General features: G+C 68.0%; 28 protein-coding genes. 12 read left to right on the top strand and 16 right to left on the bottom strand.

Features of this window, described 5'->3' with window-relative positions; all coding sequences use genetic code 11:
* Positions 1–42: 42 nt before the first annotated feature.
* Positions 43–1,233, bottom strand: a complete 1,191-nt coding sequence (locus tag ACZ63D_RS30950) for an RtcB family protein (RefSeq protein ID WP_465357899.1) — start codon at positions 1,231–1,233, stop codon at positions 43–45.
* Positions 1,234–1,411: 178 nt separating this feature from the next.
* Between ACZ63D_RS30950 and ACZ63D_RS30945 the strand changes: the two genes are divergently transcribed.
* Both ACZ63D_RS30945 and ACZ63D_RS30940 read left to right on the top strand, forming a co-directional pair.
* On the top strand, positions 1,412–2,863 hold the full coding sequence (locus ACZ63D_RS30945) for a M48 family metallopeptidase (protein ID WP_465357898.1): 1,452 nt from the start codon (positions 1,412–1,414) through the stop codon (positions 2,861–2,863).
* Positions 2,864–2,875: 12 nt separating this feature from the next.
* Entirely contained in the window at positions 2,876–3,976 is a 1,101-nt protein-coding gene (locus ACZ63D_RS30940) for a DUF4034 domain-containing protein (RefSeq protein ID WP_465357897.1), read from the top strand.
* Positions 3,977–4,058: 82 nt separating this feature from the next.
* On the opposite strand, the gene ACZ63D_RS30935 is transcribed toward ACZ63D_RS30940, so the two are convergent.
* Positions 4,059–5,099: an aspartate-semialdehyde dehydrogenase gene (locus ACZ63D_RS30935; RefSeq protein WP_465357896.1), complete on the bottom strand. Its 1,041-nt coding sequence runs from the start codon at positions 5,097–5,099 to the stop codon at positions 4,059–4,061.
* Positions 5,099–6,364: an aspartate kinase gene (locus tag ACZ63D_RS30930; protein ID WP_009084527.1), complete on the bottom strand. Its 1,266-nt coding sequence runs from the start codon at positions 6,362–6,364 to the stop codon at positions 5,099–5,101. Before ACZ63D_RS30930 ends, ACZ63D_RS30935 begins: the two co-directional genes overlap by 1 nt.
* 236 nt (positions 6,365–6,600) lie before the next feature.
* Here ACZ63D_RS30930 and ACZ63D_RS30925 point away from each other — a divergent pair, with 236 nt between their 5' ends.
* The 3 genes from ACZ63D_RS30925 (at position 6,601) to ACZ63D_RS30915 (ending at position 8,648) form a co-directional block, all read left to right on the top strand.
* Positions 6,601–7,191, top strand: a complete 591-nt coding sequence (locus ACZ63D_RS30925) for a nitroreductase family protein (RefSeq protein ID WP_465357895.1) — start codon at positions 6,601–6,603, stop codon at positions 7,189–7,191.
* A 107-nt stretch (positions 7,192–7,298) separates the two neighbouring features.
* Entirely contained in the window at positions 7,299–7,952 is a 654-nt protein-coding gene (locus ACZ63D_RS30920; RefSeq protein ID WP_465357894.1) for a hypothetical protein, read from the top strand.
* A 72-nt stretch (positions 7,953–8,024) separates the two neighbouring features.
* Positions 8,025–8,648 (top strand): hypothetical protein, encoded by a 624-nt coding sequence (locus ACZ63D_RS30915; protein ID WP_465357893.1) that lies wholly within the window; start codon positions 8,025–8,027, stop codon positions 8,646–8,648.
* A gap of 13 nt (positions 8,649–8,661) precedes the next feature.
* Here ACZ63D_RS30915 and ACZ63D_RS30910 read toward each other — a convergent pair whose 3' ends face one another.
* Positions 8,662–9,033 (bottom strand): hypothetical protein, encoded by a 372-nt coding sequence (locus ACZ63D_RS30910; protein ID WP_465357892.1) that lies wholly within the window; start codon positions 9,031–9,033, stop codon positions 8,662–8,664.
* Positions 9,034–9,277: 244 nt separating this feature from the next.
* On the opposite strand from ACZ63D_RS30910, the gene leuA reads away from it, so the two are divergent.
* Both leuA and ACZ63D_RS30900 read left to right on the top strand, forming a co-directional pair.
* Positions 9,278–11,062, top strand: coding sequence for a 2-isopropylmalate synthase (gene leuA / locus ACZ63D_RS30905; protein ID WP_465357891.1), 1,785 nt, complete (start codon positions 9,278–9,280; stop codon positions 11,060–11,062).
* Positions 11,063–11,153: 91 nt separating this feature from the next.
* Entirely contained in the window at positions 11,154–12,122 is a 969-nt protein-coding gene (locus ACZ63D_RS30900) for a helix-turn-helix transcriptional regulator (RefSeq protein ID WP_465357890.1), read from the top strand.
* A 49-nt stretch (positions 12,123–12,171) separates the two neighbouring features.
* On the opposite strand, the gene ACZ63D_RS30895 is transcribed toward ACZ63D_RS30900, so the two are convergent.
* Positions 12,172–13,089 carry an SDR family oxidoreductase gene (locus ACZ63D_RS30895; protein WP_465357889.1) on the bottom strand — a complete coding sequence of 306 codons (918 nt, stop codon included), beginning with the start codon at positions 13,087–13,089 and terminating at the stop codon, positions 12,172–12,174.
* 155 nt (positions 13,090–13,244) lie between these two features.
* Here ACZ63D_RS30895 and ACZ63D_RS30890 point away from each other — a divergent pair, with 155 nt between their 5' ends.
* Positions 13,245–13,805, top strand: coding sequence for a DedA family protein (locus ACZ63D_RS30890; protein ID WP_465357888.1), 561 nt, complete (start codon positions 13,245–13,247; stop codon positions 13,803–13,805).
* Here ACZ63D_RS30890 and ACZ63D_RS30885 read toward each other — a convergent pair.
* On the bottom strand, positions 13,759–14,889 hold the full coding sequence (locus tag ACZ63D_RS30885) for a serine hydrolase domain-containing protein (RefSeq protein ID WP_465357887.1): 1,131 nt from the start codon (positions 14,887–14,889) through the stop codon (positions 13,759–13,761). The genes ACZ63D_RS30890 and ACZ63D_RS30885 overlap by 47 nt on opposite strands.
* 64 nt (positions 14,890–14,953) lie before the next feature.
* On the opposite strand from ACZ63D_RS30885, the gene ACZ63D_RS30880 reads away from it, so the two are divergent.
* Positions 14,954–15,508, top strand: a complete 555-nt coding sequence (locus ACZ63D_RS30880; protein ID WP_465357886.1) for a TetR/AcrR family transcriptional regulator — start codon at positions 14,954–14,956, stop codon at positions 15,506–15,508.
* Here the strand turns inward: ACZ63D_RS30880 and ACZ63D_RS30875 are convergent.
* The gene (locus tag ACZ63D_RS30875) at positions 15,505–16,410 is read right to left on the bottom strand and encodes a LysR family transcriptional regulator (RefSeq protein WP_465357885.1); all 906 of its coding nucleotides are present in this window, start codon (positions 16,408–16,410) and stop codon (positions 15,505–15,507) included. The two genes, ACZ63D_RS30880 and ACZ63D_RS30875, sit on opposite strands and share 4 nt — an antisense overlap.
* An 86-nt stretch (positions 16,411–16,496) precedes the next feature.
* On the opposite strand from ACZ63D_RS30875, the gene ACZ63D_RS30870 reads away from it, so the two are divergent.
* On the top strand, positions 16,497–17,396 hold the full coding sequence (locus tag ACZ63D_RS30870; RefSeq protein WP_465357884.1) for an EamA family transporter: 900 nt from the start codon (positions 16,497–16,499) through the stop codon (positions 17,394–17,396).
* A gap of 3 nt (positions 17,397–17,399) precedes the next feature.
* Here the strand turns inward: ACZ63D_RS30870 and ACZ63D_RS30865 are convergent, their stop codons facing one another.
* The 4 genes from ACZ63D_RS30865 to ACZ63D_RS30850 all read right to left on the bottom strand — a co-directional run bounded on the left by ACZ63D_RS30865 (position 17,400) and on the right by ACZ63D_RS30850 (position 20,498).
* Positions 17,400–18,089, bottom strand: a complete 690-nt coding sequence (locus tag ACZ63D_RS30865; RefSeq protein WP_465357883.1) for a hypothetical protein — start codon at positions 18,087–18,089, stop codon at positions 17,400–17,402.
* Positions 18,090–18,171: 82 nt separating this feature from the next.
* Entirely contained in the window at positions 18,172–18,819 is a 648-nt protein-coding gene (locus ACZ63D_RS30860) for a DedA family protein (protein ID WP_465357882.1), read from the bottom strand.
* 108 nt (positions 18,820–18,927) lie between these two features.
* A complete protein-coding gene (locus tag ACZ63D_RS30855; protein ID WP_465357881.1) occupies positions 18,928–20,121 on the bottom strand; it encodes an RNA polymerase sigma factor in 1,194 nt (397 codons plus the stop codon).
* Positions 20,118–20,498 carry a YciI family protein gene (locus ACZ63D_RS30850; RefSeq protein WP_465357880.1) on the bottom strand — a complete coding sequence of 127 codons (381 nt, stop codon included), beginning with the start codon at positions 20,496–20,498 and terminating at the stop codon, positions 20,118–20,120. The genes ACZ63D_RS30855 and ACZ63D_RS30850 overlap by 4 nt, the downstream gene beginning before the upstream one ends.
* 106 nt (positions 20,499–20,604) lie before the next feature.
* On the opposite strand from ACZ63D_RS30850, the gene ACZ63D_RS30845 reads away from it, so the two are divergent.
* Positions 20,605–21,027: a YybH family protein gene (locus ACZ63D_RS30845; RefSeq protein ID WP_465357879.1), complete on the top strand. Its 423-nt coding sequence runs from the start codon at positions 20,605–20,607 to the stop codon at positions 21,025–21,027.
* Between the two features lie 378 nt (positions 21,028–21,405).
* Here the strand turns inward: ACZ63D_RS30845 and ACZ63D_RS30840 are convergent, their stop codons facing one another.
* Entirely contained in the window at positions 21,406–21,693 is a 288-nt protein-coding gene (locus ACZ63D_RS30840) for a hypothetical protein (RefSeq protein WP_465357878.1), read from the bottom strand.
* Between the two features lie 97 nt (positions 21,694–21,790).
* Here ACZ63D_RS30840 and ACZ63D_RS30835 point away from each other — a divergent pair, with 97 nt between their 5' ends.
* Positions 21,791–22,552 (top strand): GntR family transcriptional regulator, encoded by a 762-nt coding sequence (locus ACZ63D_RS30835; protein ID WP_465357877.1) that lies wholly within the window; start codon positions 21,791–21,793, stop codon positions 22,550–22,552.
* Between the two features lie 96 nt (positions 22,553–22,648).
* On the opposite strand, the gene ACZ63D_RS30830 is transcribed toward ACZ63D_RS30835, so the two are convergent.
* Genes ACZ63D_RS30830 through ACZ63D_RS30815 form a run of 4 tightly spaced genes read right to left on the bottom strand, consistent with a single transcriptional unit; the run spans position 22,649 to position 26,691 of the window.
* Complete coding sequence (locus ACZ63D_RS30830) at positions 22,649–23,761, bottom strand: ABC transporter ATP-binding protein (RefSeq protein WP_465357876.1); 1,113 nt, start codon at positions 23,759–23,761, stop codon at positions 22,649–22,651.
* Complete coding sequence (locus tag ACZ63D_RS30825) at positions 23,758–24,753, bottom strand: ABC transporter ATP-binding protein (RefSeq protein ID WP_465357875.1); 996 nt, start codon at positions 24,751–24,753, stop codon at positions 23,758–23,760. Before ACZ63D_RS30825 ends, ACZ63D_RS30830 begins: the two co-directional genes overlap by 4 nt.
* A gap of 4 nt (positions 24,754–24,757) precedes the next feature.
* The gene (locus ACZ63D_RS30820) at positions 24,758–25,693 is read right to left on the bottom strand and encodes an ABC transporter permease (RefSeq protein ID WP_465357874.1); all 936 of its coding nucleotides are present in this window, start codon (positions 25,691–25,693) and stop codon (positions 24,758–24,760) included.
* Complete coding sequence (locus tag ACZ63D_RS30815; RefSeq protein WP_465357873.1) at positions 25,690–26,691, bottom strand: ABC transporter permease; 1,002 nt, start codon at positions 26,689–26,691, stop codon at positions 25,690–25,692. Before ACZ63D_RS30815 ends, ACZ63D_RS30820 begins: the two co-directional genes overlap by 4 nt.
* Positions 26,692–26,761 lie beyond the last annotated feature (70 nt).

Genomic DNA, 26,761 nt, shown 5'->3' with positions numbered 1-26,761 from the left:
GTCCCGCGGGCGAACCAGCGCGATTCGCCCGCGGGAGACCCCTCATCCCTTCACGCACACGACCTGCTTGAGGTGGGCGACCACCTCGACCAGATCGGTCTGTGCCTGGATCACCGTCTCGATGTCCTTGTACGCGGCCGGGATCTCGTCGACGACCCCGGTGTCCTTCCGGCATTCCACGCCCGCGGTCTGCGCGGCGAGGTCGGCGGCGGTGAAGGTCTTGCGCGCCTTCGTCCGCGACATCCGCCGTCCGGCGCCGTGTGACGCGGATTCGAACGACGCGGTGTTGCCGAGCCCGCGCACGATGTACGACCCGGTTCCCATGCTGCCGGGGATGATCCCGAGATCGCCGGAGCCGGCCCGGATCGCGCCCTTGCGGGTGACGAGCAGGTCGACGCCGTCGTAGGTTTCCTCGGCGACATAGTTGTGATGGCACGAAATCGAGTCATCGAACGTCGTCCCCGGGATGACCTCGGCGACCGCGAGCTTCACCAGCGCCACCATCGTCGCCCGGTTCCGGGCCGCGTAGTCCTGTGCCCAGAACAAGTCGCGCCGGTAGGCCCGCATTTCCGGAGTGTTCGCCACGAACACCGAGAGGTCGGGGTCCGGCAGATCGCGGTTGTGCGGGAGCTTCCGCGCGATCGCCATGTGCCGCTCAGCGAGTTCCTTGCCGATGTTTCGCGAACCCGAGTGCAGCATCAGCCAGACCCGGCCTTCGTCGGCTCCGCCCTGTTCGAGGCAGACCTCGATGAAGTGGTTGCCGCCGCCGAGGCTGCCGATCTGCCGCGCCGCCCGGTCGTGGAGGTCCTGGACCCCTTCGTGCAGATCGCCGAACGATTTCCAGAACGTGTCCCAGCCACCGACACCGTGCACCTTCGCGGTGTTGACCGGCGTCTTGTGCAGCCCGAACCCGACCGGGACCGCCGCCTCGATCCGCTTGCGCAGCTTGCCGAGGTCGTCGGGCAGGTCGCTCGCGGTGAGCGAGGTCCGCACCGCACTCATCCCGCAGCCGATGTCGACGCCGACCGCGGCCGGGGAGACCGCGTCGCGCATCGCGATGACGCTGCCGACCGTGGCGCCCTTGCCGTAGTGGACGTCCGGCATCACCGCGACGCCATGCACCCAAGGCAGGTTGGCGACGTTGCGCAGCTGCCGCATCGCTTGGTCTTCGACCGACGCGGGATCTGCCCACATCCGGATCGGAACCCGCTCGCCGTCCACTGCCGTGTACATGACTTCCCTTTCCTGGAACGAAGTTTGCCCGCTCAGCATCCGGCACCGGCGGCGCTCTCCACAACGGGTTTTCCGGCACCGGGGCACGGATGAAACGAAATCGGCGCTTCGGTCGATATCGGGCACGAACGACCGGTTCGCCCAGGGTGCCGGTCTTGGGGAGGATTCCGTTTTTTCGATGAAGAACTCTTCGCGAGCGTTGCTCGCTGTCTTGCTGCTGGCCGGTTTCCCGGTGCTGGTGCTCGCCGTCGCCGCAGCGCTGGTCTGGCTTGAGATCGCCGTGTTCCAGCAGAATCCGTTCAACGCGGAACGGCTTGCCATCCTCGTCGGCCCGGTGCTGTTCGTGCTGATCACCACGCTGCTGACGTTCGAGCGGAGACGCTCCGGCGCCGTGCCCGGGGTGCCCGTCACGCCCGAGGAACAGCCTGGACTGTGGGCGGCCGTCCGCGAACTCTCCCAGGAAGTCGGCACCCGGCCGCCGGACGAGCTCTACCTGGTGCCGGAGGTCAACGCGGCGGTGCACGAGGAGACGCACTGGGCGGGGCTGCGGGTGCGCAGGCGGCGGATGTTCATCGGCGCGCAGCTTTTCGCCGGGCTGCGAACCGGTCAGCTCCGGGCCATTCTCGGGCACGAACTCGGCCACTACAGCAATCGCCACACCCGGTTCGCCGGCGCGACTTATCGCGGAAGGCAGACGATCGAGCGAGTCGTTGGCGGGCTTTACCGGTCGGGCTGGTCGGGCCAGCTGGTCCGGCCGATCTTCAGCGCGTACGCCAGCCTGTACTTCCAGGTTTCGGCGCGGGTGAGCCAGGTACAGGAACTCGCCGCCGACACCGCTTCCGCGCGCGTCGCCGGAACCGCGGCCGCGACCAGCGCGCTGCGTGAGGTCGAAGTGCTCCACCGGACCTGGGAGTTCTTCCTCGATCACTACGCGACGATCGCCTGGTCGGCCGGATATCTGCCGGAGCGGATGGCCGAGGGCTATCAGTCGCTGCTCGCCGACGAAAAACGCGTCGAGCAAATGGCTTCCCTGCGGGAGAATCCGCCCACGCAACCGTCCTCGAAGTACGACAGCCATCCGCCGACCACCGAACGGATCGCGCTGCTCGAAGCCGCGCCGGACATCCCCGTGCCGCCCGGCGGCGAACGGCCGGCGACGGAACTTCTCCGCAACGCAACAGAGCTGCTGGAAGCGGTCCTGGCGACTGGCTTCACGGAGGGAGCGGCTTCGAAGAAGAAGCTCGACTGGGAGAGTCTGATCGACGTCGGCATGCGCAACGAGAACCAGGTCGAAGCATTGCGGATCCGCCGCAGCCGCAGCCTCGACGAGCTGTTGGACCTGCTCGACGCCGGACGCCTCGAAGACATCGCCGATCCCACCGCGCCGCCGGAGGCCGGAGCCCGAGCGAAGCGCGAGCTCTACCGAACGCAGGTCCACAGTCGACTGTCCATTGTGATCAATGCACAGCTGGCCAAAGTGGACGCCGCGCATTGGGAGCTGTCCTGGTCTGGTCCAGCGAAGCTGGTACTGGCCGAACCGTATGCCACCGAACTTGAGCCGGCCGTCAAGGCGGCGATCGACGGGGACACCGCCGCGCTCCGCGCGTTGCTCGCCCCGGTTCATTCCTGAGGAGGAAACCCCTTGCTGGGATTCATCAAGCTCTACACCGTTCCGAGATACCGCCGGATGATGAAGGCGGTCGCGAAAGACGCGAAGCAGCGTGGAATGAGCACGTCCGACTTCATGGACACGCTCAGCCAGAAAGACATCGCGCGCTACCTCACGCCGTCGCTCAAGCAAACCGACGCGTCCCGCTTCGGCCTGCCCGCGGACGACGAGATCACCGACGACCAAGTGCTGCCTGAACTGGTGCGCGCCGCCCGGGACGCCTACCAAGCCGGAGCCTGGCAGCCGGGTGCCGACTTGCTGGCCGGAATCGGCACGGATTGGGACCGCCGCAGTATCGCGGTGGGCGTCCTCGCTGAGGCCGCGGCCGACGACGACACCGCGTTGAAAGCCTGGCGCGCCGCCCGTCCCGACGACGCGGACGCCGCCATCGTCCACGCGGATTCGCTCACCAAGGTGGCCTGGCAGATCCGGACCGCGCAGCGGGCGAGCCAGGTCAGCGCGGAGCAATTCGCCGGTTTCCAGCGCGTCCTCGAACAGGCCGACGAAGCCAACCAGATCGCCGCGAAACTCGCCCCGGAGGACCCGACGCCGTGGGAAAAGCGGTGTTCGATCGCGATGGGCCGCCAGTACTCGCCCGAGGATTTCCGGGAAGTATGGGACGGCGTGCTGGCGCGCGACCCGCTGCACGTCGGCGCGCACGCCCGGGCGCTGCAGTACTGGTGTGCGAAGTGGTTCGGCTCGCACGAGCTGATGTGGGAGTTCGCCGAGAAAGGCGCGGCGAAGCATCCCAAACTGGCCTGGCTGCCGCTGGCGGCGGCCTTTGAACTGTGGGCCGCGGACGTCAAGAATCCTTGGCAGGACAAGCGGGTCGAGAAAGCACTCGACACTCTGCTGCCCTGGCTCGACGGCGAGGGGAAGGACACCCCGGACGCGAGGGACAGCCGCGCCTTCGCCGCCCGCGCGCTGGTGGAACTGAACCGCGGCAAGGAAGCCGTCGAACAGTTCCAGCATCTCGGCGCGCACGCGGACGGCTTTGTGTGGTCCTACCACGCGTTCGGCTCCGTGCACGAGTTCCGGAAGATCCGGAGCCGGGCCTGCCGGTTGGCCAAATAGCGGCCAGGAACGATTCGGCGCTGCCGAAGCGAAAACTGCCCGGCCCCTGGACTTGGGGCCGGGCAGTTTCCGTGGGGCTTGCTCAGCGGTTTTGGGCCACCAGTTCGGCGATCTGCACCGTGTTCAGCGCCGCACCCTTGCGGAGGTTGTCGGCGGAAACGAACAGCGCCAGACCCCGGCCGTCCGGGACACCCGGGTCGGTGCGGATGCGCCCGACCAGGCTCGGGTCGATACCGGCGGCCTGCAGCGGCGTCGGCACGTCCGCCAGCTGCACGCCCGGCGCTTTCGACAGCAGTTCCGTCGCCCGCTCGACCGACAGCGGCCGTTCGAACTCGACGTTCACCGACAGCGAGTGCCCGGTGAACACCGGCACCCGCACGCACGTGCCAGACACCAGAAGATCCGGGATGCCCAGGATCTTCCGGCTTTCGTTGCGCAGCTTCTGTTCCTCGTCCGTCTCGAAGGTGCCGTCGTCCACAATGGACCCGGCCATCGGCAGGACGTTGAACGCGATCGGCGCGACATACTTGGCCGGGGCGGGGAATTCGACCGCCGAACCGTCGTGCGTGAGCGAGGCCGCGCGCGAGGCGACGGCGTTGACCTGGGCGGCGAGTTCGTCGACGCCGGCCAGCCCGCTGCCGGACACCGCCTGGTAGGTGCTCGCGATGATCCGCACCAGGCCGGCTTCGTCGTGCAGCGGCTTGAGGACTGGCATCGCGGCCATCGTGGTGCAGTTGGGGTTCGCGATGATCCCCTTGCGCACGTCCTTGATCGCCTCGGGGTTGACCTCGCTGACGATCAGCGGCACGTCCGGGTCGCGCCGGAACGCCGACGAGTTGTCCACCACGATCGCGCCCGCCTCGGCGAACCGCGGCGCCTGCTCGCGCGAAGTCGCGCCCCCGGCGGAGAACAGCGCGATGTCCAAACCGGACAGATCAGCGGTCGCGGTGTCCTCGACGGTGATTTCCTCGCCGCGCCACGGCAAGGTGCGTCCCGCCGAACGGGCCGAGGCGAAGTACCGGATCTGCTCGACCGGGAAGTCCCGCTCGTCGAGCAGCTTGCGCATCACGGCGCCGACCTGGCCGGTCGCCCCGACCACGCCGACGCGAAGACCCTGAGCCATCAGCGACCACTCCCCGCGTAGACGACGGCTTCCTCGTCGCCGCCGAGTTCGAACGCCTCGTGAATCGCGCGCACGGCCTCGTCCAGCTGCGCGTCGCGGATCAGCACCGAAATGCGGATCTCCGAGGTATTGATGATTTCGATGTTCACGCCCGCGTTGGCCAGCGCCTCGCAGAACGTCGCGGTGACGCCCGGGTGCGAGCGCATCCCGGCTCCGACGAGCGACACCTTGCCGACGTGGTCGTCGTACAGCACGGACTCGAAACCGATCTCCGCCTTGATCTTCTCGAGTTCCTTGACCGCCTTGGCCCCGTTGGCCTTCGACAGCGTGAAGGTGATGTCGGTGCGGCCCGAGGACGTGCTCGACACATTCTGCAGCACCATGTCGATGTCGATCTCGGCGTCGGCGACGACCCGGAAGATCCTGCCCGCCGCGCCGGCGTGGTCCGGCACGCCGGTCACGGTGATCTTCGCTTCCGAGCGGTCGTGTGCCACACCGGTGATCAGCGCTTGTTCCACGGGGATCTCCTCGATCGATCCGGCCACCGTGGTGCCCGGCTTGTCGCTGTAGGAAGAACGGACTCGGATCGGCACGCCGTAGCGGCGCGCGTACTCGACCGAACGCAGGTGCAGGATCTTCGATCCGCTCGCCGCGAGCTCCAGCATCTCCTCATACGGGATGGTGTCGAGCTTTTTGGCGTCCGGCACGATCCGCGGGTCGGCCGAATACACACCGTCCACATCGGAATAGATCTCGCAGACGTCCGCGTTCAGCGCGGCCGCGAGCGCCACCGCGGTGGTGTCGGAACCGCCGCGGCCGAGCGTCGTGATGTCCTTGGTGTCCTGTGCCACGCCTTGGAAACCGGCTACCAGCGCGACGTAACCCTGTTCGAGCGCCTCGGTGACGCGGCTCGGGGTGACGTCGATGATGCGTGCGTTGCCGTGCACCGACGTGGTGACCACGCCCGCTTGGGAACCGGTGAACGACCAGGCTTGCGCGCCTTGCGCGGAAATGGCCATCGCGACCAGCGAATTCGAGATGCGCTCACCGGCGGTGAGCAGCATGTCCATTTCCCGCTCCGGCGGCGCCGGGTTCACTTGCTGCGCCAGATCGAGCAGCTCATCAGTGGTGTCGCCCATCGCCGAGCACACGACGACCACGTCGTTGCCCGCCTTCTTGGTCGCGACGATCCGTTCTGCCACGCGCTTGATCCGGTCGGCACTTTCCAGCGACGATCCGCCGTACTTCTGGACCACGAGGGCCACGCCCGAACCTCCTTGACGGGCCGGGGCGTACTCCTGGGAGGGCACCGAGGAGCGCCCACGGCCCTTCATTTGGGGAAGAGCCTACCGGCGCGAACGGCGCTCGCCACCCCATCGAGTGGTCCGCCACCGCTGGTTCGGAGGGTTTGGAAGTAAATTTTCCTTAACGCCAGGGGAAAGCTCGAAGCCCTTCCTCCGGAGTGACGGAGAGCACTCCCCGACCGTACTACCTTCGGCGCATGCGCAAACCAGCCGAGACGAGCGTTCCCGTCGCGCCGGCCATCGCCGAGCGCTGGAGCCCGCGGGCCTACGACGAGACCGCCGAGATCACCGACGCCCAGCTGACCGCATTGCTCGAAGCCGCCAGGTGGGCACCGTCTTTTGGCAACACCCAGCCGGCGCGCTACCTCGTCGGCCGCCGGGGTGATCCGGTGTTCCCGTGCATCCTCGCGACGCTGAACTCGGGAAACCAGGCGTGGGCGTTCCGGGCGAGCGCACTGCTGATCGGCGTGATGGTCACCACGAACGAGAAGGGCGAGGTGCCCTACACCGACTACGGGCTCGGCTTGGCGACCGAGAACCTCGTCCTGCAGGCGGTCGAATTGGGTCTGATCGCACACCAGATGGCTGGCTTCTCCCCGGAGCAGGTACACGAGGAATTCGGCCTGCCCTCCGCCGCGGTCGCCCGGGTGGCGATCGCCGTCGGCTCCCCCGCCGATCCGTCCGTGCTCGACGATCCGCGCCGGATCGAACGGGAACTCGCCCCTCGGCAACGGCTGCCGCTCGCGGAGTTCGCCTTCGGCGACCGATGGGGTTCTCCGGCACTGTGACGGTTTCGTGAGCATTCGAGGGAACCGGCGCCCCGCTTCCGCGGTCAGAGAGGTACCAAACCGGTCAGACCACTGAATCGGTGGGAGATTCCTCAAGGAGTGACGAGATGCGTACTGGGGTGCCGGTTTTGCTGGCGATTTCCGCAACGGCGATGGCGTTCGCCCTGTCCGGGTGTTCCGGTTCTTCCGAGCCGCCCGCCCCGGCGATCGCGACACCGCCCGCTTCCTCGTCCGCGTCCTCCCCGTCCTCCTCCGCCGCCGCTGAGTCGTCCTCCTCGGCCGACTACACCAAGCAGGGCACCAAGCTGAAGATCGGCGAGAAGGCCGTAGTGCCGTTCAAATCGCAGAAGAACACCGGCGCGATCGGCGTGACGGTGACCGGCATCGACAAGGGTGCCGAGGCCGACCTGGCCCCGCTGAAGCTCGGTGACCGAGCGAAGGGCATGACGCCGTACTACATCCAGGTCAAGGTCACGAACGAGACCGGCTCGGACTTCGCGTACAGCTCGCTGGGCTTGATGAACGGCCTGCTCGCGGACGGCACCAGCGGCCCGCACGTGTCGGTGATCGGCAAGTTCGAGAAGTGCGACAGCGGCAACTCGGGCAAGGCGTTCACCACGAAGGGCGCTTCGTACACCAGCTGCGTACTGGCACTGGCTCCGGCAGGCGCGGAGGTCAAGGGAGCTAGTTACAGCGCGAGCACGTATCGGGATCTGGCTCCGAACACCGATTACGGCAAGGACGCGGTGACCTGGCAGTAAGCTGCGCGCGAGACCACCACGGGGGCGTCAGCCGAGGGCTGGCGCCCCCTTTCGTGTCCTGGGGAGAGATTGATGTCTGGCAGAAGACCGATCGTGTTGGTGGCGGTGTCGGCGTTCGCGCTGTCCGCGTGTTCAAGCCCGGCCGACGTGCCACCGCCGAGCACCGCTCCGAGCTCAGCGCCCGTCTCGACCAGCGCGCCCGCGCGGAAGAAGATCGCCTACACCAAGCCGGGCACGAAGCTCAAGATCGGCGAGAAGGCCGTAGTGCCGTTCACGACCGACGCCTCGCCCGTTGGCGCGGTCGGCATCACGGTGACCCGCATCGACCGGGGCACCGAGGCCCAACTGGCCCGGATGAACCTCGGCGACGATCTCACCGGATTGGTGCCGTTCTACGTCCAGGTGACCGTTTCGAACGAGACCGGCGATGACTTCTCCGCCGCCCACGTGATCGGCATAAGCGGCCTGCTCGAGGACGGCTCCGAAGGCAGGATGACGCTGCCCCCGGAGTCGCCAGAGTGCCCCAGCGACACGACCCTCGACTTCACGACCAAGGGAGCGACCTACCGCGCCTGCGAGATGGAACTGGTCGCCCCCGGTGCCACAGTGACCGGCGCGAAGTACCACAACGACACCTATGCCTGGCTGGCCAAGGGCACCGACTACCGGGCGAATCCGATCGTCTGGCAGCCCTGAACCCGGCTCAGGCTCAGGCTCCCCCGACGCGGCGGATGATCTTCGCTAGAATGCCCGACACAATCAGCCAGAACACCGCCGCGATGCCGTAGTTCACCAGCACTCGCAGCTTCGCGTCGCTCGGCGTGAACAGGTCCTTGAAGCCGAGCGACAGGCCGTCGGCCCAGCTGCGGACGAACGAGACGATGCCGTTGCCCTGGTTGGCCTCGCCGATGACGAAAATCACGTGCAGCACCAGTATCGCGGCGAAAAGCAGCCCCGCCCAGCGCACGAGCGACGCAAGGAAGGACACCGCGCGCTCACGAGTGCGCCGCCAGTCCACCGGGGTGCGCTGGGGTCGCGCCTTCGCCTCGGTTTCCTGCGCCTGTTCCGCGTGCTCGCCCATGCCGGGCAGTCTGGCACGTCGCCTCGCGGGCCGCTACCCGCTAGTAACAGGTATCAGCCACCCGACGTAACAGTTCGATCGCGACGGGCGGCTTCCCTTTCGGCGCGGCGGGTGGTTACAGTGACCCCGTGGCGCGTGAACTCCTGCTTCGCTGCCGCGACGGGGCCTGATCTGACCGGCTCCTCGTCGCGGGGCTTTGTGGTGCCGGTCGTCCGCACCGATCCCTTCAGGAGATTTTCCCGCGATGAGCACCGATCCCCGCACCACTAACTCCCGTCTGCGCACGCCCTCTCGTCCCGCGCCCGCCGGACAGCCCTCGTGGAACCCGCAGCGCGGCACGTCCATGCCGGTCCACCGGTACCGCCCCTGGTACGACGTCGTCGAGAACATCGACCTGCCGGACCGCACCTGGCCGGACAAGCGCATCGACCGCGCGCCGCTGTGGTGTGCGGTCGACCTGCGCGACGGCAACCAAGCGCTGATCGACCCGATGTCGCCCGCGCGCAAGCGGAAGTTCTTCGACCTGCTGGTCCGCATGGGCTACAAGGAGATCGAGGTCGGCTTCCCGGCCGCGTCGCAGACCGACTTCGACTTCGTGCGCGAGATCATCGACGAGGGCGCGATCCCCGACGACGTGCACATCCAGGTGCTGACCCAGTGCCGTCCCGAGCTGATCGAGCGCACCTTCCAGGCGCTCGAGGGCGCGCCGCGGGCGATCGTGCACATTTACAACTCGACGTCGATCCTGCAGCGCCGCGTGGTGTTCCGCGAGGAGCGCGAGGGCATCAAGAAGATCGCCACCTCGGCCGCGGAAATGGTCGTCGAGCTGGCGGCGAAGCGGCCGGACACCGACTTCCGCTTCCAGTACTCGCCCGAGTCCTACACCGGCACCGAGCTGTCCTACGCGCTCGAGGTATGCAACGCGGTCACCGAGATCTGGCAGCCGACGCCGGAGAAGCCGGTGATCCTGAACCTGCCGGCGACCGTCGAGATGGCGACGCCGAACGTCTACGCCGACTCGATCGAGTGGATGTCGCGCAACCTGGAGCGCCGCGATTCGGTGATCTTGTCGCTGCACCCGCACAACGACCGCGGCACCGGCATCGCCGCCGCCGAACTGGGCTACCAGGCCGGCGCGGACCGGATCGAGGGCTGCCTGTTCGGCAACGGCGAGCGCACCGGCAACGTCGACCTGGTCGCGCTGGGCATGAACCTCTACAGCCAGGGCATCGACCCGCAGATCGACTTCTCCGACATGGACGAGATCAAGCGGACCGTCGAGTACTGCAACCAGCTGCCGGTCCCGGAACGCTCGCCGTGGGGCGGTGACCTGGTGTTCACCGCCTTCTCCGGCAGCCACCAGGACGCGATCAACAAGGGCCTCGACGCCATGAAGGACGCCGCGGACAAGAAGGGCGTCCCGGTCGACGAGCACCCGTGGGAGGTCCCGTACCTGCCGATCGACCCGAAGGACGTCGGCCGCACCTACGAGGCCGTGATCCGGGTGAACTCGCAGTCCGGCAAGGGCGGCGTCGCCTACATCATGAAGGCCGAGCACCAGCTGGACCTGCCGCGCCGGCTGCAGATCGAGTTCTCGAAGGTCATCCAGGCCTACACCGACACCGAGGGCGGCGAGGTCGACCCGGCCACCATGTGGCGCGCGTTCTCGGCCGAGTACCTGGAGTCGAAGACCCCGCTGGAGCTGATCAAGCAGCGGGTCACCGACAACGGCGGCGGCGAGTACGACCTCGAGGCCACGGTGAAGGTCGAGGGCGACGAGCACGAGATCACCGGCCGCGGCAACGGGCCGATCGCCGCGTTCTTCGACGCACTGTCCACTGTGGGCTACGACCTGCGGCTCCTGGACTACAGCGAGCACACCCTGAGCCCTGGCGATGACTCGCGCGCCGCGTCCTACATCGAATGCGCGATCTCCGACCGCGTGTTCTGGGGCATCGGGGTCGACCCGTCGATCGTCACCGCTTCGCTGCGTGCCGTGGTGAGCGCGGTCAACCGGGCCAACCGCTGACTCGAGCCCGTCCGCGCCCCCATGCCACATTGGGTGCGTCTGACGCACCTGATGTGGCATCGGGGCGCTTCGGGTCGAGCGGGAGGTAGGCATGCGAGCCGAGCGTCTGGTCGCGCTGCTTTTCACGCTGCACCGCAAACGCGCGGGCACCGTCGGGGAGCTGGCGGAGGAACTGGGCGTGACCGAGCGGACGCTGCGGCGGGATCTCGCCGCGTTGCGCGAAGCCGGCGTGCCGCTTTGGAGCGAACCAGGGCGCCATGGCGGCATCCGGCTCGTCGACGGCTGGCGTTCGCGGCTCGACGGCCTCACCTCGCGGGAGGCCGTCGCGTTGCTGGCCCTCGACGTGCCGGACGCTTTGGCCGGGCTCGGTCTCGGCACCGCGGTGGCCGCCGCGCACGCGAAGGTGTCCGCGAGCATGCCGCCTCAGCTGCAGGAACAAGCCAGGACGGTCGCCGGGCGGTTTCATCTCGACGCCTCGGCCTGGTTCAGCTCGCCGGACGACACGGCCGCGTTGCCCGCGGTCGCGAAGGCGGTGTGGACCCAGCAGCGGCTCGACGTGCGCTACCGGCGGCGCGACAAGGTCACCCGGCGGACGCTCGATCCGCTGGGGCTCGTGTTGAAGGCCGGGGTTTGGTATCTGGTGGCGCGGGTGGAGGCCGACCTGCGGACGTACCGCGTCTCTCGGTTCGAAGCGGTCGCGGAAACGGGGGAAACCTTTGCGCGGCCGGAAGAATTCTCGCTCGCGGACTGGTGGCGCGCGTCGTCGGCGGAGTTCGAGAAGATGCCGCTGCCGTTGAAAGTGACGGCTCGGCTCGACCGTTCCGCGGCGGGTGCGTTGCGGCGCGTTTTCGGGCCGGAGCACGTGAACGAGGTGCTGGTGTCGCTCGGCCCGCAGGATGCCGACGGGTGGGCCGAGGCCGAGTTCGCTTTGGAAGGCAAGGAAGTCGCCGTCGGACAGCTGGTTTCCCTCGGCCCCGGCGTCGAGGTGCTCACCCCGCCGGAGATCCGCGCCGCGGTCGCGGAATTCGGTCAAGCGCTGGCTGAGCGCAACCGTCCGTGAGGGGAACCCTGAGGGAATCTGATTCCCTGAGGGTTCCCCTCACGAACCATCAGCGGTAACCGGTGGCGTCAGCGGGTTTTCCGGGTTCCTGGACCTCTTCGATGTACCGCCACGCGTCCGGACGGCTGCCGTCCACGTCGTCGATCTCGTAGACCTTCGCCAGCTGTCCGCTGGAAACGGTCTGCCCGGTCCAGCGGTGCCGGTCCGCGTCGGCGGCGAGTGCGACGACCGTGCGGCCGGAGAAGACCGGCGACTCCGAGATCACGAAATGCGGCTCGCGGACGGTCGCGTCCCGCCAGTTTTCTTCGGTGACCTCGAAAATGTCCAGCATCGCTTCCGAACGCAGCCACCCCGGAGTGAACGCGATCGCGGTGCACTTGTGCTTTTCCAGCTCGGCCGCCTCGCCGACGGCCAGGACGTTGATCGCCGCTTTGGCCAGGTAGTACGGCAGCGACGTGCCCTCGCGGTACTTCCGGTTGTACTCGGCGGTGCCGTCGGTCAACTCGATCACGAGCCCGCCCGGACGGCGGATCACCAGCGGAAACAGGTGGTGACTGGTGATCAGGTGGGCGTCGAGGGACAGCCGCATCATCCGCAGGCTGGCGTCCAGCGAGTGCTCCCAGACCGGTTTGCCCCACTCCAGGTAACGGTCGCCGCCCCAGATGCCGTCGACCAGGATGTCGAGCCCGCCGTGCTCGTCGTCGATCCGCTTGGCGAGCGCGGCGACCTCGTCGCTCACCAGATGATCGACCCGCAGCGCGGTTCCCTTGCCGCCCGCGGCTTCGATCCGCTCCAGAGTGTCCTCAATGGTCTCCGGACGGTCCACTTCGGACCGTCCGGCACGCGTCGTGCGACCGGTGACGTACACGTACGCCCCGGCCCGGCCCAGTTCGATCGCGATCGCCCGGCTCGCCCCGCGCGTGCCGCCCGCCACGAGCGCGACCTTCCCGGCCAGTTCCCCGCTCATTCGGCATGTCCTCTTTTCTCTCGGTGGACCACCAGCGTGCATCCGAACCCTGACATCCTCTGTCCGGGTTCGCAAAATCTATGTCCCGGCTGTGTCTTCCTGTGAAGAGCCGATGACGGGGACTCATTCGCGCCGGCGGAGCGGTTAATAGAGACATGGACACTACGACGGCGGGGCTGCTGGTGCTGTTCGTCGTCTCGCTGGTGCCGCTGTTGCCCACCGAGGTGACGCTGCTCGGCATGGGCGTGGCGGCCGCGCAGCACGGGACGTCGCTGGCCGCCGTGATCGCGACCGCCAGCCTCGGCTGCCTGCTGTCCGACCAGGCGTTGTACGCGCTCGGCCGGTTCGGCGGGGCTCGCGTGCTGGCCCGGCTGGGCAGGCGACGCAAGCTGGCCGCCGGGCTGAACTGGCTCGACGGACGTCTGCAGCGGCATCCGCGGCCGGTCCTGGTGGTCGCGCGATGGCTGCCTTCCGGCGGGACGGTCGGCGCGCTGCTGGCCGGCTCATTGCGGTGGCGGTTCGCCGAGTTTCTGACCGCGTCCGCGGTCGGCGTGCTGCTCTGGACGTCCTACGTCGCGCTCCTCGGTTACGCCGGCGGGCAGCTGGTTGCCGAACCAGGGTTGAGCCTCGCGTTGTCGCTGACCATCGCGGTGCTGCTGGGCTTGGCGATCACCGTCCGGATTCGACGGCACGCAGCGCCGAGTACAGCGCCTTGATCAGCGGTTCGTTCTCCGGAGCAGCCGCGGCCGGGAACGGAATGCGACGGCGGGTGTAGCCATAAGCGACGCCGTTGCGCGGGTCAGCGAACGCCTGCTGACCACCAGCACCGCTGTGCCCGAAGCTGCCTTGGCCCAGCTCCGGGTAGCGCTCGCCGGTGGCCTGGAAACCGACAGCGAACGCCTTCTGCTCGCGCAACACCACGTCGTGCCCGATGGACTGGATCTGCGCGAATTCAGCGGCGGTTTCCGGCTTCAACAGCGGCGGTTCGCCGGACAAGGGACTGATCGCCGCCGCGTACATCCGGGCCAGGCCGCGGGCGGATGCGACACCGCCGAACGAGGCCGGACCGAGCCGCCGGACTTCTGGGAGGTTCGGCAGTTCCCAGACTTCCGGACCGTCTGGATGGTGCCGGTTGAACGCGATGCCCGGCAGGCTGTTCGCGGCGGGCAGGAGAATCTGCCGTTCGGGGGTCTGCACCATCGGTTGCGTGCTGACGAATCGCGACTCCAGTTCGGTGGGCAGGCCGAGGTGAAAGTCCACTGTGTACGGATCGCGGACGCGCGCGGCGAAGTGTTCCTGGAGAGTGCGGCCGGTCGCGCGACGGACGACCTCGCCGCTGAGCGCGCCGGCTACCAGGGCGTGGTAACCGAACGCAGTGCCTGGCCGCCAGAACGGGCGTTGCCGGGCCAGTCGTTCGGCCACGACGCGCTCGTTCGCGAGTTCCGTGCGGGAGAAGCCTTCGTCGGAGCCGACCAGTCCGGCTCGGTGCGCGAGGACGTCTCGCAGGGTGACGTCTTGTTTGCCTTCGGCGGCGAACTCCGGCCAGTAGTGGCTCACTCGCTGGTCTAGGTCCAGTACGCCGTCCTGGACGAGCAGCGCGACTGTCAGGTACGCCGCTCCTTTTGAGGCGGAGTAGGCACCGATCAAGGAATCGCCGTCGATGTCATCACCGGTCCAGAGGTCGACTATTTGCTCGCCGTGGTGGTACGCCGTCAATTGGGCGGCCCCGTCGGTCACTGCCGCGAAGACGTCTCGCACCTGCTCGAATCCGGGCCGCACTGTTCCGTGGAGGTTGGTCATGCCACCACCGTACTCTTGTTTGTAACCATTGGTCACTAACTCTGTCTCGGTAGAGTCCGGGGCTATGACCCGACCGCGGCCCGGCCGCCCCGCACAGCTCGATCGCGAGCGGATCGTCGACGCGGCGTTGTCCGCCGGAAATCTCGACACGCTGACCATGCGCGAGCTGGCGACGCGACTCGGCGTGACGCACGGCGCGCTCTATCGCTGGGTCGCCAACAGGGACGCGTTGTTCGATCTGATCAGCGAAGTGGTGCTGGAGCGAGTCCTGCCGGAAGAGGGGCCACCGCGCCGGTCTTGGCGGCCCTGGCTCGCGAAGGTCGCGTGGGCGATGCACGACCAGTTCCTCGCGGTACCCGGTTACGCGACCCGATTGTCCCGGCCGCATCGGCATAACGCGGATTCGTTCGGCCGCCTGCGCTCTCAGGTGGTCGCCGCGTTCACCAACGCCGGGGTGCGGCCGGAGCTGGCCGAGCAAAGCTGGTACATCTTCATCACCTGCACGGTGAGCTGGCTCGCGGTGCGGGAAAACCCGCTCGACCTCGGGCCGGACGCGCCGCGGTTCGAGCTTTTCCTCGACACGCTGCTGCGCGGCCTGCCCGCCCGGGAGCCCGGCTAGGTCGTGAGAGCGGCCACCTCGGCGCGCATTTCCTCAATCACGGTCGCGACGGCGGGCCGGTTCGCGGCACCGGTGCGGCACACCACCTCCACCAGCCGCGCCGCACGGATTCCGGCCAGCGGGCGGCCGACCAGCCCGCTGCCGCGCCGGGTGTCCATTGTGTACCGAGGCATCAGTGCGATCCCGTGCCCGGCCGCGACGAGCCGTTCGGTGATGCGGAAATCGTTGATGCGCTGGACGATCTGCGGCCGCACGCCGGTGCGCACGGTCAGCGAGCGCAGGACGTCGTCCACCGGGAAGCCGTGGTCCACCGAGATCCAGCGTTCGTCGGCGAGATCGGCGAGGCCGACGCGGCGGTTGCGGGCGAGCCGGTGCCCGACCGGGAGGGCGACGTCCAGCGGTTCGCGCAGCAGCGGGACGACGTCGAGGCGTTCGGTGTCGAATTCGGGCGCGTGCTCGTCGCGGTGGGCGACGACTACGTCGTAGTCGGCGACCAGGCCGGGCACCTGCGGCGGGACCATGTCCACGTCGCGGACGTCGACCTCGAGGTTTTCGTGCTGTTCGACGCGGCGCAGCAGGCCGGGCAGGAGCATCAGGCCGGCGGACTGGAAGATCGCGATCCGCACGCGCCCGCGCGGGGCGCTGCGATAGGTGTCCAGCTCCGCTTCGGCCCGGTCCAGCGCGGCCAGCACGTCGTCGGCACGGGCGACCAGCGCGCGGCCGGCGTCGGTGAGCCGCAGGCCACGACCAGCCGGTTCGGTGAGCGCGATACCGACCTCCGCCTGCAACGCGCGCAACTGCTGCGAGATCGCCGACGGCGTGCAGTGCAACGCCCGCGCCGCGGCGGTGACGCTGCCCCGATCGGCGAATTCACGCAGCGTCCGAAGCCTGCCCAAGTCCATTCGGGGAGTGTATGTGAAGCAGTGCTACACAGTCAGTGCAGTTATTCTCGCTGGTGCTTCACGGTCCGGCTAGGCAGAGTTGGGGCATGGCCATCCGAGACCGTTTGCTCGCTGTGTTCGTCGCCGTCTTGTGGGGCCTCAATTTCATCGCGATCCACGCCACCCTCGGCCAGTTCCCGCCGATGTTCGCCGGGGCACTGCGGTTCCTGCTGATCGCGATCCCGACGGTCTTCCTCGTGCCGTGGCCGCGGGTGAAACTGCGGTACCTGCTGGGTTACGGGCTCGGATTCGGCACCGGGCAGTTCGCGTTCCTGTTCGTCGCGATGCACCTGGGCATGCCGACCGGGCTCGCGTCGCTGGTGCTGCAGGCGTCCGCGCCGTTCACCGTGCTGCTGGGTGCGGTACTGCTGCGGGAACGCGTCTCCGGACGGCAGCTGGCGGGGATCCTGCTCGCCGTGGCGGGCATGAGCGCGATCGCCTGGCAGCAGTCCGCGCACGCCGCGCTGGTACCGGTGCTGCTGACCTTGCTGGCCGCGCTGAGCTGGGCGATCGGCAACCTGAGCATGCGCCGCGCGGAGCCAGACAACCCGCTGCACCTGACGCTGTGGATGTCGGTCGTGCCGCCGCTGCCGATGCTGGCGCTGTCGAGCGTCTTCGAGGGGCCTGGAGCGGCCTGGCATTCGCTGGCGACGCTCGGCACGAAGACCGGGCTGATCGGCCTCGCGGGGCTGGCGTATGTGGTCATCTTCGGCACCGTCGTGGGTTCCGGTATCTGGACCACGCTGATGCGCCGCAATCCGGCGGGGGTGGTCGCGCCGTTCTCGCTGCTGGTGCCGGTGGTCGGGCTGACGGCGTCGTTCTTCATCCTCGGGGAGGTGCCGACGGTCCTCACGCTGGTGGCTGCGGCGGTGGTGATCGGCGGGGTCTTGCTGGGGTCGTTGCGGCGGAAGCCGGTGGTTGCTCCGGAGGAATTGCTGCCGGTGTGAGGGCTACCGGCTGGGATCTCCGGCGTCAGCCGCGAGTCGCTCCCGACGGGCTGCGCCTTTGGGCGTGAAGGTGAACCTGTCGATGAACCTCGCCTCGCCATAGCGAGTCGCTAACAGCACGGACTCCGGCTCGGCCGACGGCCAGGTGACCGTTGCTCCTGGCTCGGTTCCGCTCCCGAGATGCAAAAAGACAAGTGGGTCGTCGAGGTGCGCGGTGCCGTAAGCGAGTGTCTTCGGGAAAACCGGGTTGGATCCGCCGATGAGTACCGACGGTGGCCCGACCTCGGCGAGGACCTCGCTGTGGCTCCGGTCGTGGGCACACCACGACCGCGCCCCGTTTCGGAGGTTGTCGTAGTCCGCTCGGGACAGCGGGTTGTCTAGGGTGAGCCAGCCGCGGCGGTGCGCGATCTCGGCGTAAACCGACGCCATGATGTCCGAGTCCCGCTCGCCCATGACGAGTTCGACCGCGCCGCTCACCCCGGTGGAGACGAACGCTTCCCGTGCTCGGAGTTCAGTCAGGTCGTCGGCCAAGAGCTGCTCGACTCCGTCAGCAAACGCGATGGCATCGAGAAACAGCCGGAGTGCGCTCTCCCCGCCGTACATGCCCGGCCTGCGAAGGGCGGAGTTCAGCTGGTGCAGCAGATAGCCGCGGACATCGTCGATCGTTCGGCTCGCGCCGTTGTCACTGGTCATCGTTCGCTCCCCGTTCGGTTGACCGGGAACAGAAAACCCCCGGCGAGTCCGAAGACCCGCCGGGGGAATCCCGCAGTCAACCTCAGGCCACCGCGTCGTTCTTCTCATCCGACGAGGACGACGCCGCGGCGTTGCGGGACATGCGCTTTTTCAGCACCAGCGTCACCACCACGCCGATCACCAGCGCCGCGCCAAGGCCCGCCCACTGGAAGCCCTTCAACCACTTGTCGGCGACCACGCCCAGGTAGTAGATGAGCGCCGTCGTTCCGCCCGCCCACACGATGCCGCCCAGTGCGTTCGCGAGCAGGAAGCGCGGGTAGTGCATGTTCAGCGACCCGGCGAGCGGGCCGGCCAGGATGCGCAGCACCGCGACGAAGCGGCCGAAGAACACCGCCCACATGCCGCGTTTGTGGAACATTCTTTCGGCGCTCGCGATGTGGTCGGGGCCGAAATGTTTGGGGAACTTCCGGCCCGCCCAGGCGAACAGCCGTTTGCCGCCCTTTTTGCCGATCAGGTATCCGATGCTGTCGCCGATGATCGCGCCCGCCGAGGCCAGCACGCCGATCCACAGCGGGTTCAGCCCGCTGTGCGACGACGCCAGCAGCGCCGCGCTCACCAGCACGATTTCCCCCGGCAGCGGGATGCCCAGGCTTTCGACCATCACCACCAAGCCCACCAGCAGGTAGACCGCCAGCGGAGGGATCGCCTCCAGCACGTGGTCGATGTTCACTGCCAACCCCCTTGTGATGTGTGCCTGGTCCCCGCAGGGTACCCAGCTCACGGCGATCCTCGCGTCCGACTGGAGTCGGGGGTGGGGTCCTCCTTCAGTCAGGGGTATTCAGGGTTTTTCCGACATAACACGCAAAGCGCGCGTTTCGAAATACGCTCGCTCCGGAAGGCTCAGGGTGCGCTGGGCGGCGCGGACGTAGCAGTCGCGGGCGCCTTGCCGGTCGCCGGACAGTTCCAGGAGATGGGCGCGGACCACGTCGGCCCGGTAGTGGTCCAAGCCGGTCGCCTCCAGTTCGGCCAGCGCGGGAGCCGGGCCTTCGACCCGGGCGAGCGCGACCAAGCGGTTGAGGGTGACCATCGGGCCGGGGGCGATCTGCCGCATGAGGTCATACAGCAGCAAGATCTGCGGCCAATCGGTCGCGTCGGCGGTCGGGGCCTCGTCGTGCACGGCGGCGATGGCGGCCTGTAGCTGGTACGGGCCGACCTGGGTGGTGGCCAGCGCGCGTTCGATCAATGCGCTGCCTTCGGCGATCGCGGACGCGTCCCAGAGCGAGCGGTCTTGTTCGGCCAGCGGCACGGGGGTGCCGTCCTGGCCGGTGCGAGCGGGGCGGCGGGCGTCGGTGAGCAGCATGAGGGCAAGGAGTCCGGCGACCTCGCCGTCGTCGGGCAACAGGGCGTGCAGCTGGCGGGCGAGCCGGATGGCCTCGGCGGTCAGTTCGACGCGGTTCACCGCCCCGCCGGAGCTGGCGGTATGTCCTTCGGTGAACACCAGATACAGCACCTGCAACACCGCGGCGACGCGTTCTGGCAGCTCGTCCCGCGGTGGCAAGGCGAAATCCGCACCGCGCAGTTTCTGTTTCGCGCGGCTGATCCGCTGGCCGATCGTCGGCTCCGGAACCAAGTACGCCCGCGCGATCTCGGCAGTGGTCAGACCGCCGACGGCACGCAGGGTCAGAGCTACCTGGGACGGCCTGGTCAGCGCGGGATGGCAGCAGAGCAGCAGCAGGGTGAGGGTGTCGTCCCGCTGCGGCACGAGTTCGAAGGACGGCGGTTCCAGCGCGGCCACCGTCTCCTCCCGGCGGATACGAGCGGCTTCGCTGCGCCACATCTCGATCCTCCGGCGCGAAGCCGTCGTGATCAGCCAGGCCTTCGGATTGTCCGGTACACCGTCCTTCGGCCACTGCACCGCGGCGGCGAGCAGGGCCTCCTGCACGGCGTCCTCGCATTTGCCGAAGTCGCCGTAGCGGCGCACGAGCGCGGTCACCACCTGGGGGATGAGATCGCGCAGGAGGCCGTCGATCACAGCTCGAAGTCCACGTCGCCGGTCAGCCCCATCACCGGCCGCACCTCGATCGTAGCGAACGGGGCCTCCGGAATGCGCGCGGCGATCTCCAGCGCACGGGCCTCCGAATCGCATTCCAGCAGGTAGAAGCCAGCGAGCTGCTCCTTGATCTCGGCGAACGGGCCGTCGGTGGTGCTCACGCCGTCAGTCCGCACGTGGACCTGCTTCGTCAGCTCCGGCGCGGCCAGCCGTTCGGACACGATCCGCTCGCCGGTGCCCTCCAGTTCCTCGTGGAACCGCTGGTAGGCACGCAGGCCCTCAGCCTTCTGCTCGTCGCTCATCCCAGCCCAAGCTGCGCGCGACGCCGGGTTGCCGTAGATCAGGACCAGATACTTCATCGACAAGCCTCCTCGAAAAAGTTTTCTCCCCCTGATGTCGAAGCCGCGCGGACGGCTTCGACGTCCCGGACGAACACCGCGACACTTGGGAAAAGGAGACCACAGAATGTCCGAGAACGAGATCCGCGACCTGCTGGCCGAGCGCACCGCCGCGATGCACGCGAAGGACCCCCAGCGGGTCGTCGCGGCCTACACCGAGAAGGCGGTCAAATTCGACCTCGCCCCGCCACTGCGCACGACCGGCGCTTCCGCGGAGTACATCGCGCAGTGGTTCAGCACCTTCGACGGGCCGCTTTCCTACACCTACCACGACGAGGAAATCACCGTATCCGGTGATTTGGCGGTGGTGACGGCCTTGGCGAAGCTGACCGCGACGCCGGGAGGCGAGAGCGAATCGTTCACCCTCTGGTTCCGCACCACGTTTGCCTTGCAGCGCACCGAAAACGGCTGGCGGATCGCGCACGAGCACAACTCGACACCGTTCCACATGGACGGTTCGTTCCGCGCTGCTGTCGATCTCCAGCCCTGAAAAGCCGTGAGGGGAACCCTGGTGCCGAAGAAGACACCGGGGTCCTTCCCTCCGCCCGGAGGCGGCTTGGAACGCGGCCGCCGCGCAACGTCGGGGAGATACGCGGCGGCCGGGAGTTTCAGGGGGGCGGGGTCACTACGGTGCCCGCAGGTGCAGATCGGGCAAGCGGACACGATTTTGTAGAGCGAGTGGAGGAGTGCGAGGTTCAAAATCCGTTCCTGCTCGTCGCCGACAATGCCGAGCCAGCCGAGGATGCGCGACGATCGGCGGACTAGGCGTGCGCCGCCCTGCTCCCCCTCAGGGATAGCTCCTGGAGGGACGCCGATCCACCGGGCAAGCTCGCGGAGCGCGCTGCCCGCTGGATCCAATGGCCCACGCTCACCACGTCCGTTCCGGACTGCGCGGGTCGGCGCAGAAGCACGTCCGGCAGTCGTAGCGGCGGTCGCGGTCCGACCCCAGTTCCTCGGACAGTTCATCGACGAAGGCCATCCGTTGCGGCAACTGCAAGCCGGACGTGCACTTCGGCCAGAACACTTCCGTTCCGGGGGTGAACAGTTTCCGTTCGAACCGATGGTTCCAGCCGTCGCACGTCCACTTGTGTACCGAATAGATCACCGTGGCCACCTCGCCGGAGGGCAGCTCGCCCGCGATCCGTATCGCTTCCACACCCCACCTCGCCAACTGGTATTGACGTCTTATCCACTCATTGTTCCACGCCGCCTGCAACTGGTCAAGACGAGTGGACCAGTGGCAGAATGGGTGCATGGTTGATCGCACGAGCGGAGTTCCCGCGTTTCGGCAAGTGGCGGCCGACCTTCGGGAAAAGATCGCGACCGGTCTGTACGCGCCGGGCGATCAGCTGCCGAGCGAACGCGAATTGGTGGACGTTTACAGCGTGTCCCGTCCAACGGTGCGCGACGCGGTGGACGTGTTGCGGCGCGAAGGTCTCGTGATCGCCGAACATGGGCGCGGCGTCTTCGTGCGACCACCCGCCAGCATCCAGCGCATCGCCCGTTCTCGTCTGTCGAAAGAGGCGCGGGCGAAGAACCGCGGCGCGTTTCTCGCTGACGCCGCAGCACGCGGCTTCGCACCATCGTCGTCAGTCACGGTTCGGTTCGAACGGGCCGACGCACGTGCGGCCAAGCATCTCGCGATCGATGAAGGCGCTGAAGTAACCGTACGAGACCGGGTGATGCGCGCTGACGGGCTCGTGGTCCAGCTCGCTGTGTCTCGCCTTCCACGCGAACTGACGCGCGACACGGCGATCGAACAGGTGGACACGGGCAGCGGTGGTACGTACGCCCGGCTAGAGGAAGCGGGGCACGAACTCGGGTCGTTCGTGGAACATGTTGGGGCTCGGATGCCCAACCCCGTCGAGGCGTCGCAGCTTCAACTCGCCGACGGCGTCCCGGTTGTGACCGTCACGCGCGTGGCCTACGGCACGGACGGGAGGCCGCTGGAAATGAACGACATGGTCCTTGCCGCAGACCACTATGAGCTGTCGTACGAGTGGCCCGCGGATTGACTGTCCACATAGAACCGACCGCGTCGATACGACCCCGATAAGCCCGGGACGCACGAAGGCCCCCACCTGTAAAAGGCGGGGGCCTTCACGGACGCCTCAGAGGATCTCGGCGGCCGAACCGACATCCGGCGGGCCGAGGTCCGGGTTCAGCGCCGCGGCGTCGACCAGTTCCACTTCGACCTTATGCGGCTGGATGCGCCCGTCGCGGATGTCCTCCGCGTAGTGGCACGCCACCCGGTGCCCGGCGCCGATCTCGCGCAGCTGCGGGCGATCGGTGTTGCACAGGCTTTCCTGCTTCCACGGGCAGCGCGTGTGGAAGCGGCAGCCCGACGGCGGATTGGCCGGCGACGGAAGGTCTCCGGCGAGCAGGATCTGCTCCCGGCTGTCCTCCACCACCGGGTCCGGCACCGGGATCGCCGACAGCAGCGCCTTCGTGTACGGGTGCAGCGGGTTCTGGTACAGCTCCTCTGACGTCGTCTCCTCGACCAGCGCGCCGAGGTACATCACGCCGATCCGGTCGGAGATGTGCCGGACCACCGCGAGGTCGTGCGCGATCACCACGTAGGTGAGACCGAGCTCTTCCTGCAGATCCTCCAGCAGGTTCACCACCTGCGCCTGCACCGAAACGTCCAGCGCGGACACCGGTTCGTCGGCGACGATCAGGTCCGGTTCCACCGACAGCGCCCGCGCGATGCCGATGCGCTGGCGCTGGCCGCCGGAGAACTCGTGCGGGTACTTCCGCAGCGCGGTCTCCGGCAGGCCGACCGCGCTCAGCAGCTCGCGCAGCCGTTTCGCGGTGGACTCCTTGTCCTTGTCGAGCCCGTGCGCGCGCATGCCCTCGACGAGAATCGACTCGACCGACTGGCGCGGGTCCAGGCTCGACATCGGGTCCTGGAACACCATCTGCATCCGCCGCCGCGCCTTGCGCAGCTGCTCGCCCTTGAGCTGGGCGACGTCGGTGCCGTCGAACACGACCTTGCCGCCGGTCGGCTCGTTGAGCCGCAGGATCGCGCGGCCGAGCGTCGACTTGCCGCAGCCGGATTCGCCGACCAGGCCGTAGGTTTCGCCGCGGCGGATGGACAGGTCGACCCCGTCCACCGCGAACACGTGGCCCACCGTGCGGTCCACGACGATGCCGCGCTTGATCGGGAAGTGCACCTTGAGGTCGGTGACCTCGAGCAGCACCTCGTCGGCGTTCGCCGCCGTCATCGGGTTCCTCCTCCTGCCGCCACGGCGGGTTGCACCGGGTTGTGGCAGCGCAGCAAGCCGTTCCGGTCTTCGACCAGTTCCGGCGTGTTCTCCAGGCAGGCCGCGATCGCGTTCGGGCAGCGCGGCGCGAACGCGCACCCGCCGTCCCATGGGATGTTGTCGGCCACCGAACCGCGGATCGGGATCAGCTTCTCGCCGCGTCCCTCGTCGAGCCGCGGGATCGAGGCCAGCAGGCCGTGCGTGTAGGGATGCCGCGGCTGGGCGAACAGCGAATGCCGCTCCTGGCGTTCCACGATCCGGCCGCCGTACAGCACGTTGACCTCGTCGCAGAGCCCGGCGACGACGCCGAGGTCGTGCGTGATCATCACCAGCGCGGTTCCGGTGTCCTGCACCAATTCCCGCAGCAGGGCGAGGATCTGCGCCTGGATCGTCACGTCGAGCGCGGTGGTCGGCTCGTCCGCGATGAGCAGCCGGGGACGGCACGCCAGCGCGATCGCGATCAGCGCGCGCTGGCGCATCCCGCCGGAAAGCTGGTGCGGGTACTCGGAAAGCCGCCGCGTCGGGTCGGGAATGCCGACCTTGTCGAGCAGTTCCGCCGCTTCGATCCGCGCCTTCTTGCGCGGCATGTCGCGGTGGCGCTCCAGCACCTCGGTGATCTGCAGCCCGATCGGGATGACCGGGTTCAGCGAGGACAGCGGGTCCTGGAACACCATGCCGAGATCGCGGCCGCGCCGGTCGCGCATTTCGCGGTCGGACAGGGTCAGCAGATCGGTGCCCTCGAAGCGCACCGAACCGCTGACGGTGTTGCCGCGCTTGGCGAGCAGCCGCATGATCGCGAGCGAGGTCACCGACTTGCCGCAGCCGGACTCGCCGACCAGCCCGACCGTCTGGCCGGGTTCGACGTCGAAACTCACGCCGTCGACCGCGGTGAACGGGCGTTCCCCGCGGCGCTGGAACACGACCTTCAGGTCGCGGACTTCGAGAAGTGCCACGGGGTCACCGCCGGTTCTTCGGGTCGAGGGCTTCGCGGAGAGACTCGCCGAGCAGGGTGAACCCGAGCGCCACGATGATGATCGCGATCGCCGGGTAATACGCCAGCTCCGGCCGGATGTCGAGGTAGTGCTGGGACGCGCTGCCCAGCATCAAACCCCACTCCGCGCGGGTCGGGTCCGGGTCGCCGAGACCGAGGAACGACAGCGCCGCGGCCTCCAGGATCGCGGTCGCCAGAGTCAGCGTCGCCTGCACGATCACCGGGCCGAGCGAGTTCGGCAGCATGTGCCGGAACACGATCGTCGTGCGCTTCACGCCGAGCGACGTCGCCGCCAGCACGTGGTCCGCCTCGCGCTGGGCGAGCATCGAACCGCGCAGCAGCCGGGCGAAAATCGGCACGCCGATGATCGACACCGCGATGATCACCGTCCACTGGCTCGGCTTCGCGAACAGCGCCGCGATCGAAATCGCCAGCAGCAGCGAGGGAAACGCCAGCAGCACGTCGACCACTCGCATGAGCACGGTGTCGACCCAGCCGCCGAACGCGCCCGCGAGCCCGCCGATGAGCGCGCCGATCAGCACGCCGATCACCGTGGCGAGCACGCCGACCAGCAGCGTCTGCTGTGCGCCGATGAGCAGCCGGGACAGGAAGTCGCGGCCGAAGTCGTCGACGCCGAGCGGGAAACCGGGCTGCGCGCCCGGAATGATGCCGCGGCCGAGGATGACCTTGTCCTGCAGATACCGGACCTGCGGGTCCTTCGGCGCGAGCAGCGGCGCGAAAATCGCCAGCAGCAGGAACAGCAGGGTGATCACGCCGCCGACGATCGCCACCGGGCTGCGCAGCATCCGGCGCAGCGCCTCGGCGCCGAGGCTGTGCCCACTCGCCGACGCGGACGCGAGCTTGTCGATCGGCTCTTTCTTCTTGTTCAGCAGAGTGTTCACCGCACACGCACCCTCGGGTCGATGAGCCCGTAGGAAATATCCACGAGCATGTTCACGAGCACGTAGACCAGTGCCCCGAGGAGCAGCAGTGCCTGCAGCCGCGGGTAGTCCCGCTTGTCGATGCCTTCGGCGAGAAGGAATCCGAGGCCGCGGAAGTTGAACACTCGCTCGGTCAGCACGGCGCCGCCGAGCAGCGCGCCGGTCTGCAGGCCGATCGTGGTGATCACCGGCAGCAGCGCGTTGCGCAGGACGTGCCGCTGGCGAACCACGGGCTGGGTGAGGCCCTTCGAGTTCGCGGTGCGGATGAAGTCCTCGTTGAACACGTCGAGCACCGACGCGCGGGTGATCCGGGTGATCACCGCGAGCGGAATGGTGGCGAGCGCGAGCGCGGGAAGAATGAGGTGCTTGATCGCGTCCCAGACCGCGTCCCATTCGCCGGTCATCATTCCGTCGAGAATGGCGAAATGCGTGACGACGGTGGCGTCGATGCCGGGGGCCTGCCTGCCCTGCGACGGCAAGCCGAGCGGGGTGGAAAGCAGGTCCTGCATCATGTAGCCGAGGAAGAAGATCGGCACCGCGACGCCGACCAGGGTCAGCACGATGATGACGTTGTCGACGATCTGGCCGCGGAACCGGGCGGCGAGATAGCCGAACGAAATCCCGAACAGCACGGCGATGATCATCGCCGAGATGCCCAGTTCAATGGTGGCCGGAAGGAACGTGCCGATCTCCGACATCACCGGGCGCGACGACACGAGCGAATTGCCGAAATCGCCGGTGATCGCGCGGCCGAGGAATTTGAAGTACTGCACGAAAATCGGCTGGTCGAGGCCGAGCACGTGGTTCAGGTTCGCCAGTTTTTCCGGGGTCGCCTTGTCCCCGAGCAGCGCGGACGCGGGCCCGCCGGGGAGTGAGCGCAACCAGGCGAACACCAGGATGGACAGGATGAGCAGCGTCGGAATCGCTTGTAGCAGCCGACGCACGAGGAAACGGAGCACGAGTAGTCCTTTGTGTACAGCCCGGGAACGAGGCCAAGGGCAGGCGCGGTAGCACCTGCCCTTGGCCTGG

The sequence above is a fragment of the Amycolatopsis sp. NPDC104775 genome, assembly GCF_055583325.1.
Note: the sequence above shows the minus strand (reverse complement) of the source record. Positions and strands in the feature narration are given on the sequence as shown.

Excerpts from the sequence above, each read along its gene's own strand:
- ACZ63D_RS30850 (WP_465357880.1), bottom strand. The coding sequence starts at position 20,498 with ATGAAGTATCTGGTCCTGATCTACGGCAACCCGGCGTCGCGCGCAGCT.
- ACZ63D_RS30875 (WP_465357885.1), bottom strand. The coding sequence starts at position 16,410 with ATGGACTTGGGCAGGCTTCGGACGCTGCGTGAATTCGCCGATCGGGGC.
- ACZ63D_RS30920 (WP_465357894.1), top strand. The coding sequence starts at position 7,299 with ATGCGTACTGGGGTGCCGGTTTTGCTGGCGATTTCCGCAACGGCGATG.
- ACZ63D_RS30880 (WP_465357886.1), top strand. The coding sequence starts at position 14,954 with ATGACCCGACCGCGGCCCGGCCGCCCCGCACAGCTCGATCGCGAGCGG.
- ACZ63D_RS30835 (WP_465357877.1), top strand. The coding sequence starts at position 21,791 with ATGGTTGATCGCACGAGCGGAGTTCCCGCGTTTCGGCAAGTGGCGGCC.
- ACZ63D_RS30885 (WP_465357887.1), bottom strand. The coding sequence starts at position 14,889 with ATGACCAACCTCCACGGAACAGTGCGGCCCGGATTCGAGCAGGTGCGA.
- ACZ63D_RS30900 (WP_465357890.1), top strand. The coding sequence starts at position 11,154 with ATGCGAGCCGAGCGTCTGGTCGCGCTGCTTTTCACGCTGCACCGCAAA.
- ACZ63D_RS30865 (WP_465357883.1), bottom strand. The coding sequence starts at position 18,089 with ATGACCAGTGACAACGGCGCGAGCCGAACGATCGACGATGTCCGCGGC.
- ACZ63D_RS30870 (WP_465357884.1), top strand. The coding sequence starts at position 16,497 with ATGGCCATCCGAGACCGTTTGCTCGCTGTGTTCGTCGCCGTCTTGTGG.
- ACZ63D_RS30895 (WP_465357889.1), bottom strand. The coding sequence starts at position 13,089 with ATGAGCGGGGAACTGGCCGGGAAGGTCGCGCTCGTGGCGGGCGGCACG.
- ACZ63D_RS30910 (WP_465357892.1), bottom strand. The coding sequence starts at position 9,033 with ATGGGCGAGCACGCGGAACAGGCGCAGGAAACCGAGGCGAAGGCGCGA.
- leuA (WP_465357891.1), top strand. The coding sequence starts at position 9,278 with ATGAGCACCGATCCCCGCACCACTAACTCCCGTCTGCGCACGCCCTCT.
- ACZ63D_RS30945 (WP_465357898.1), top strand. The coding sequence starts at position 1,412 with ATGAAGAACTCTTCGCGAGCGTTGCTCGCTGTCTTGCTGCTGGCCGGT.
- ACZ63D_RS30925 (WP_465357895.1), top strand. The coding sequence starts at position 6,601 with ATGCGCAAACCAGCCGAGACGAGCGTTCCCGTCGCGCCGGCCATCGCC.
- ACZ63D_RS30890 (WP_465357888.1), top strand. The coding sequence starts at position 13,245 with ATGGACACTACGACGGCGGGGCTGCTGGTGCTGTTCGTCGTCTCGCTG.
- ACZ63D_RS30950 (WP_465357899.1), bottom strand. The coding sequence starts at position 1,233 with ATGTACACGGCAGTGGACGGCGAGCGGGTTCCGATCCGGATGTGGGCA.
- ACZ63D_RS30915 (WP_465357893.1), top strand. The coding sequence starts at position 8,025 with ATGTCTGGCAGAAGACCGATCGTGTTGGTGGCGGTGTCGGCGTTCGCG.
- ACZ63D_RS30935 (WP_465357896.1), bottom strand. The coding sequence starts at position 5,099 with ATGGCTCAGGGTCTTCGCGTCGGCGTGGTCGGGGCGACCGGCCAGGTC.
- ACZ63D_RS30845 (WP_465357879.1), top strand. The coding sequence starts at position 20,605 with ATGTCCGAGAACGAGATCCGCGACCTGCTGGCCGAGCGCACCGCCGCG.
- ACZ63D_RS30830 (WP_465357876.1), bottom strand. The coding sequence starts at position 23,761 with ATGACGGCGGCGAACGCCGACGAGGTGCTGCTCGAGGTCACCGACCTC.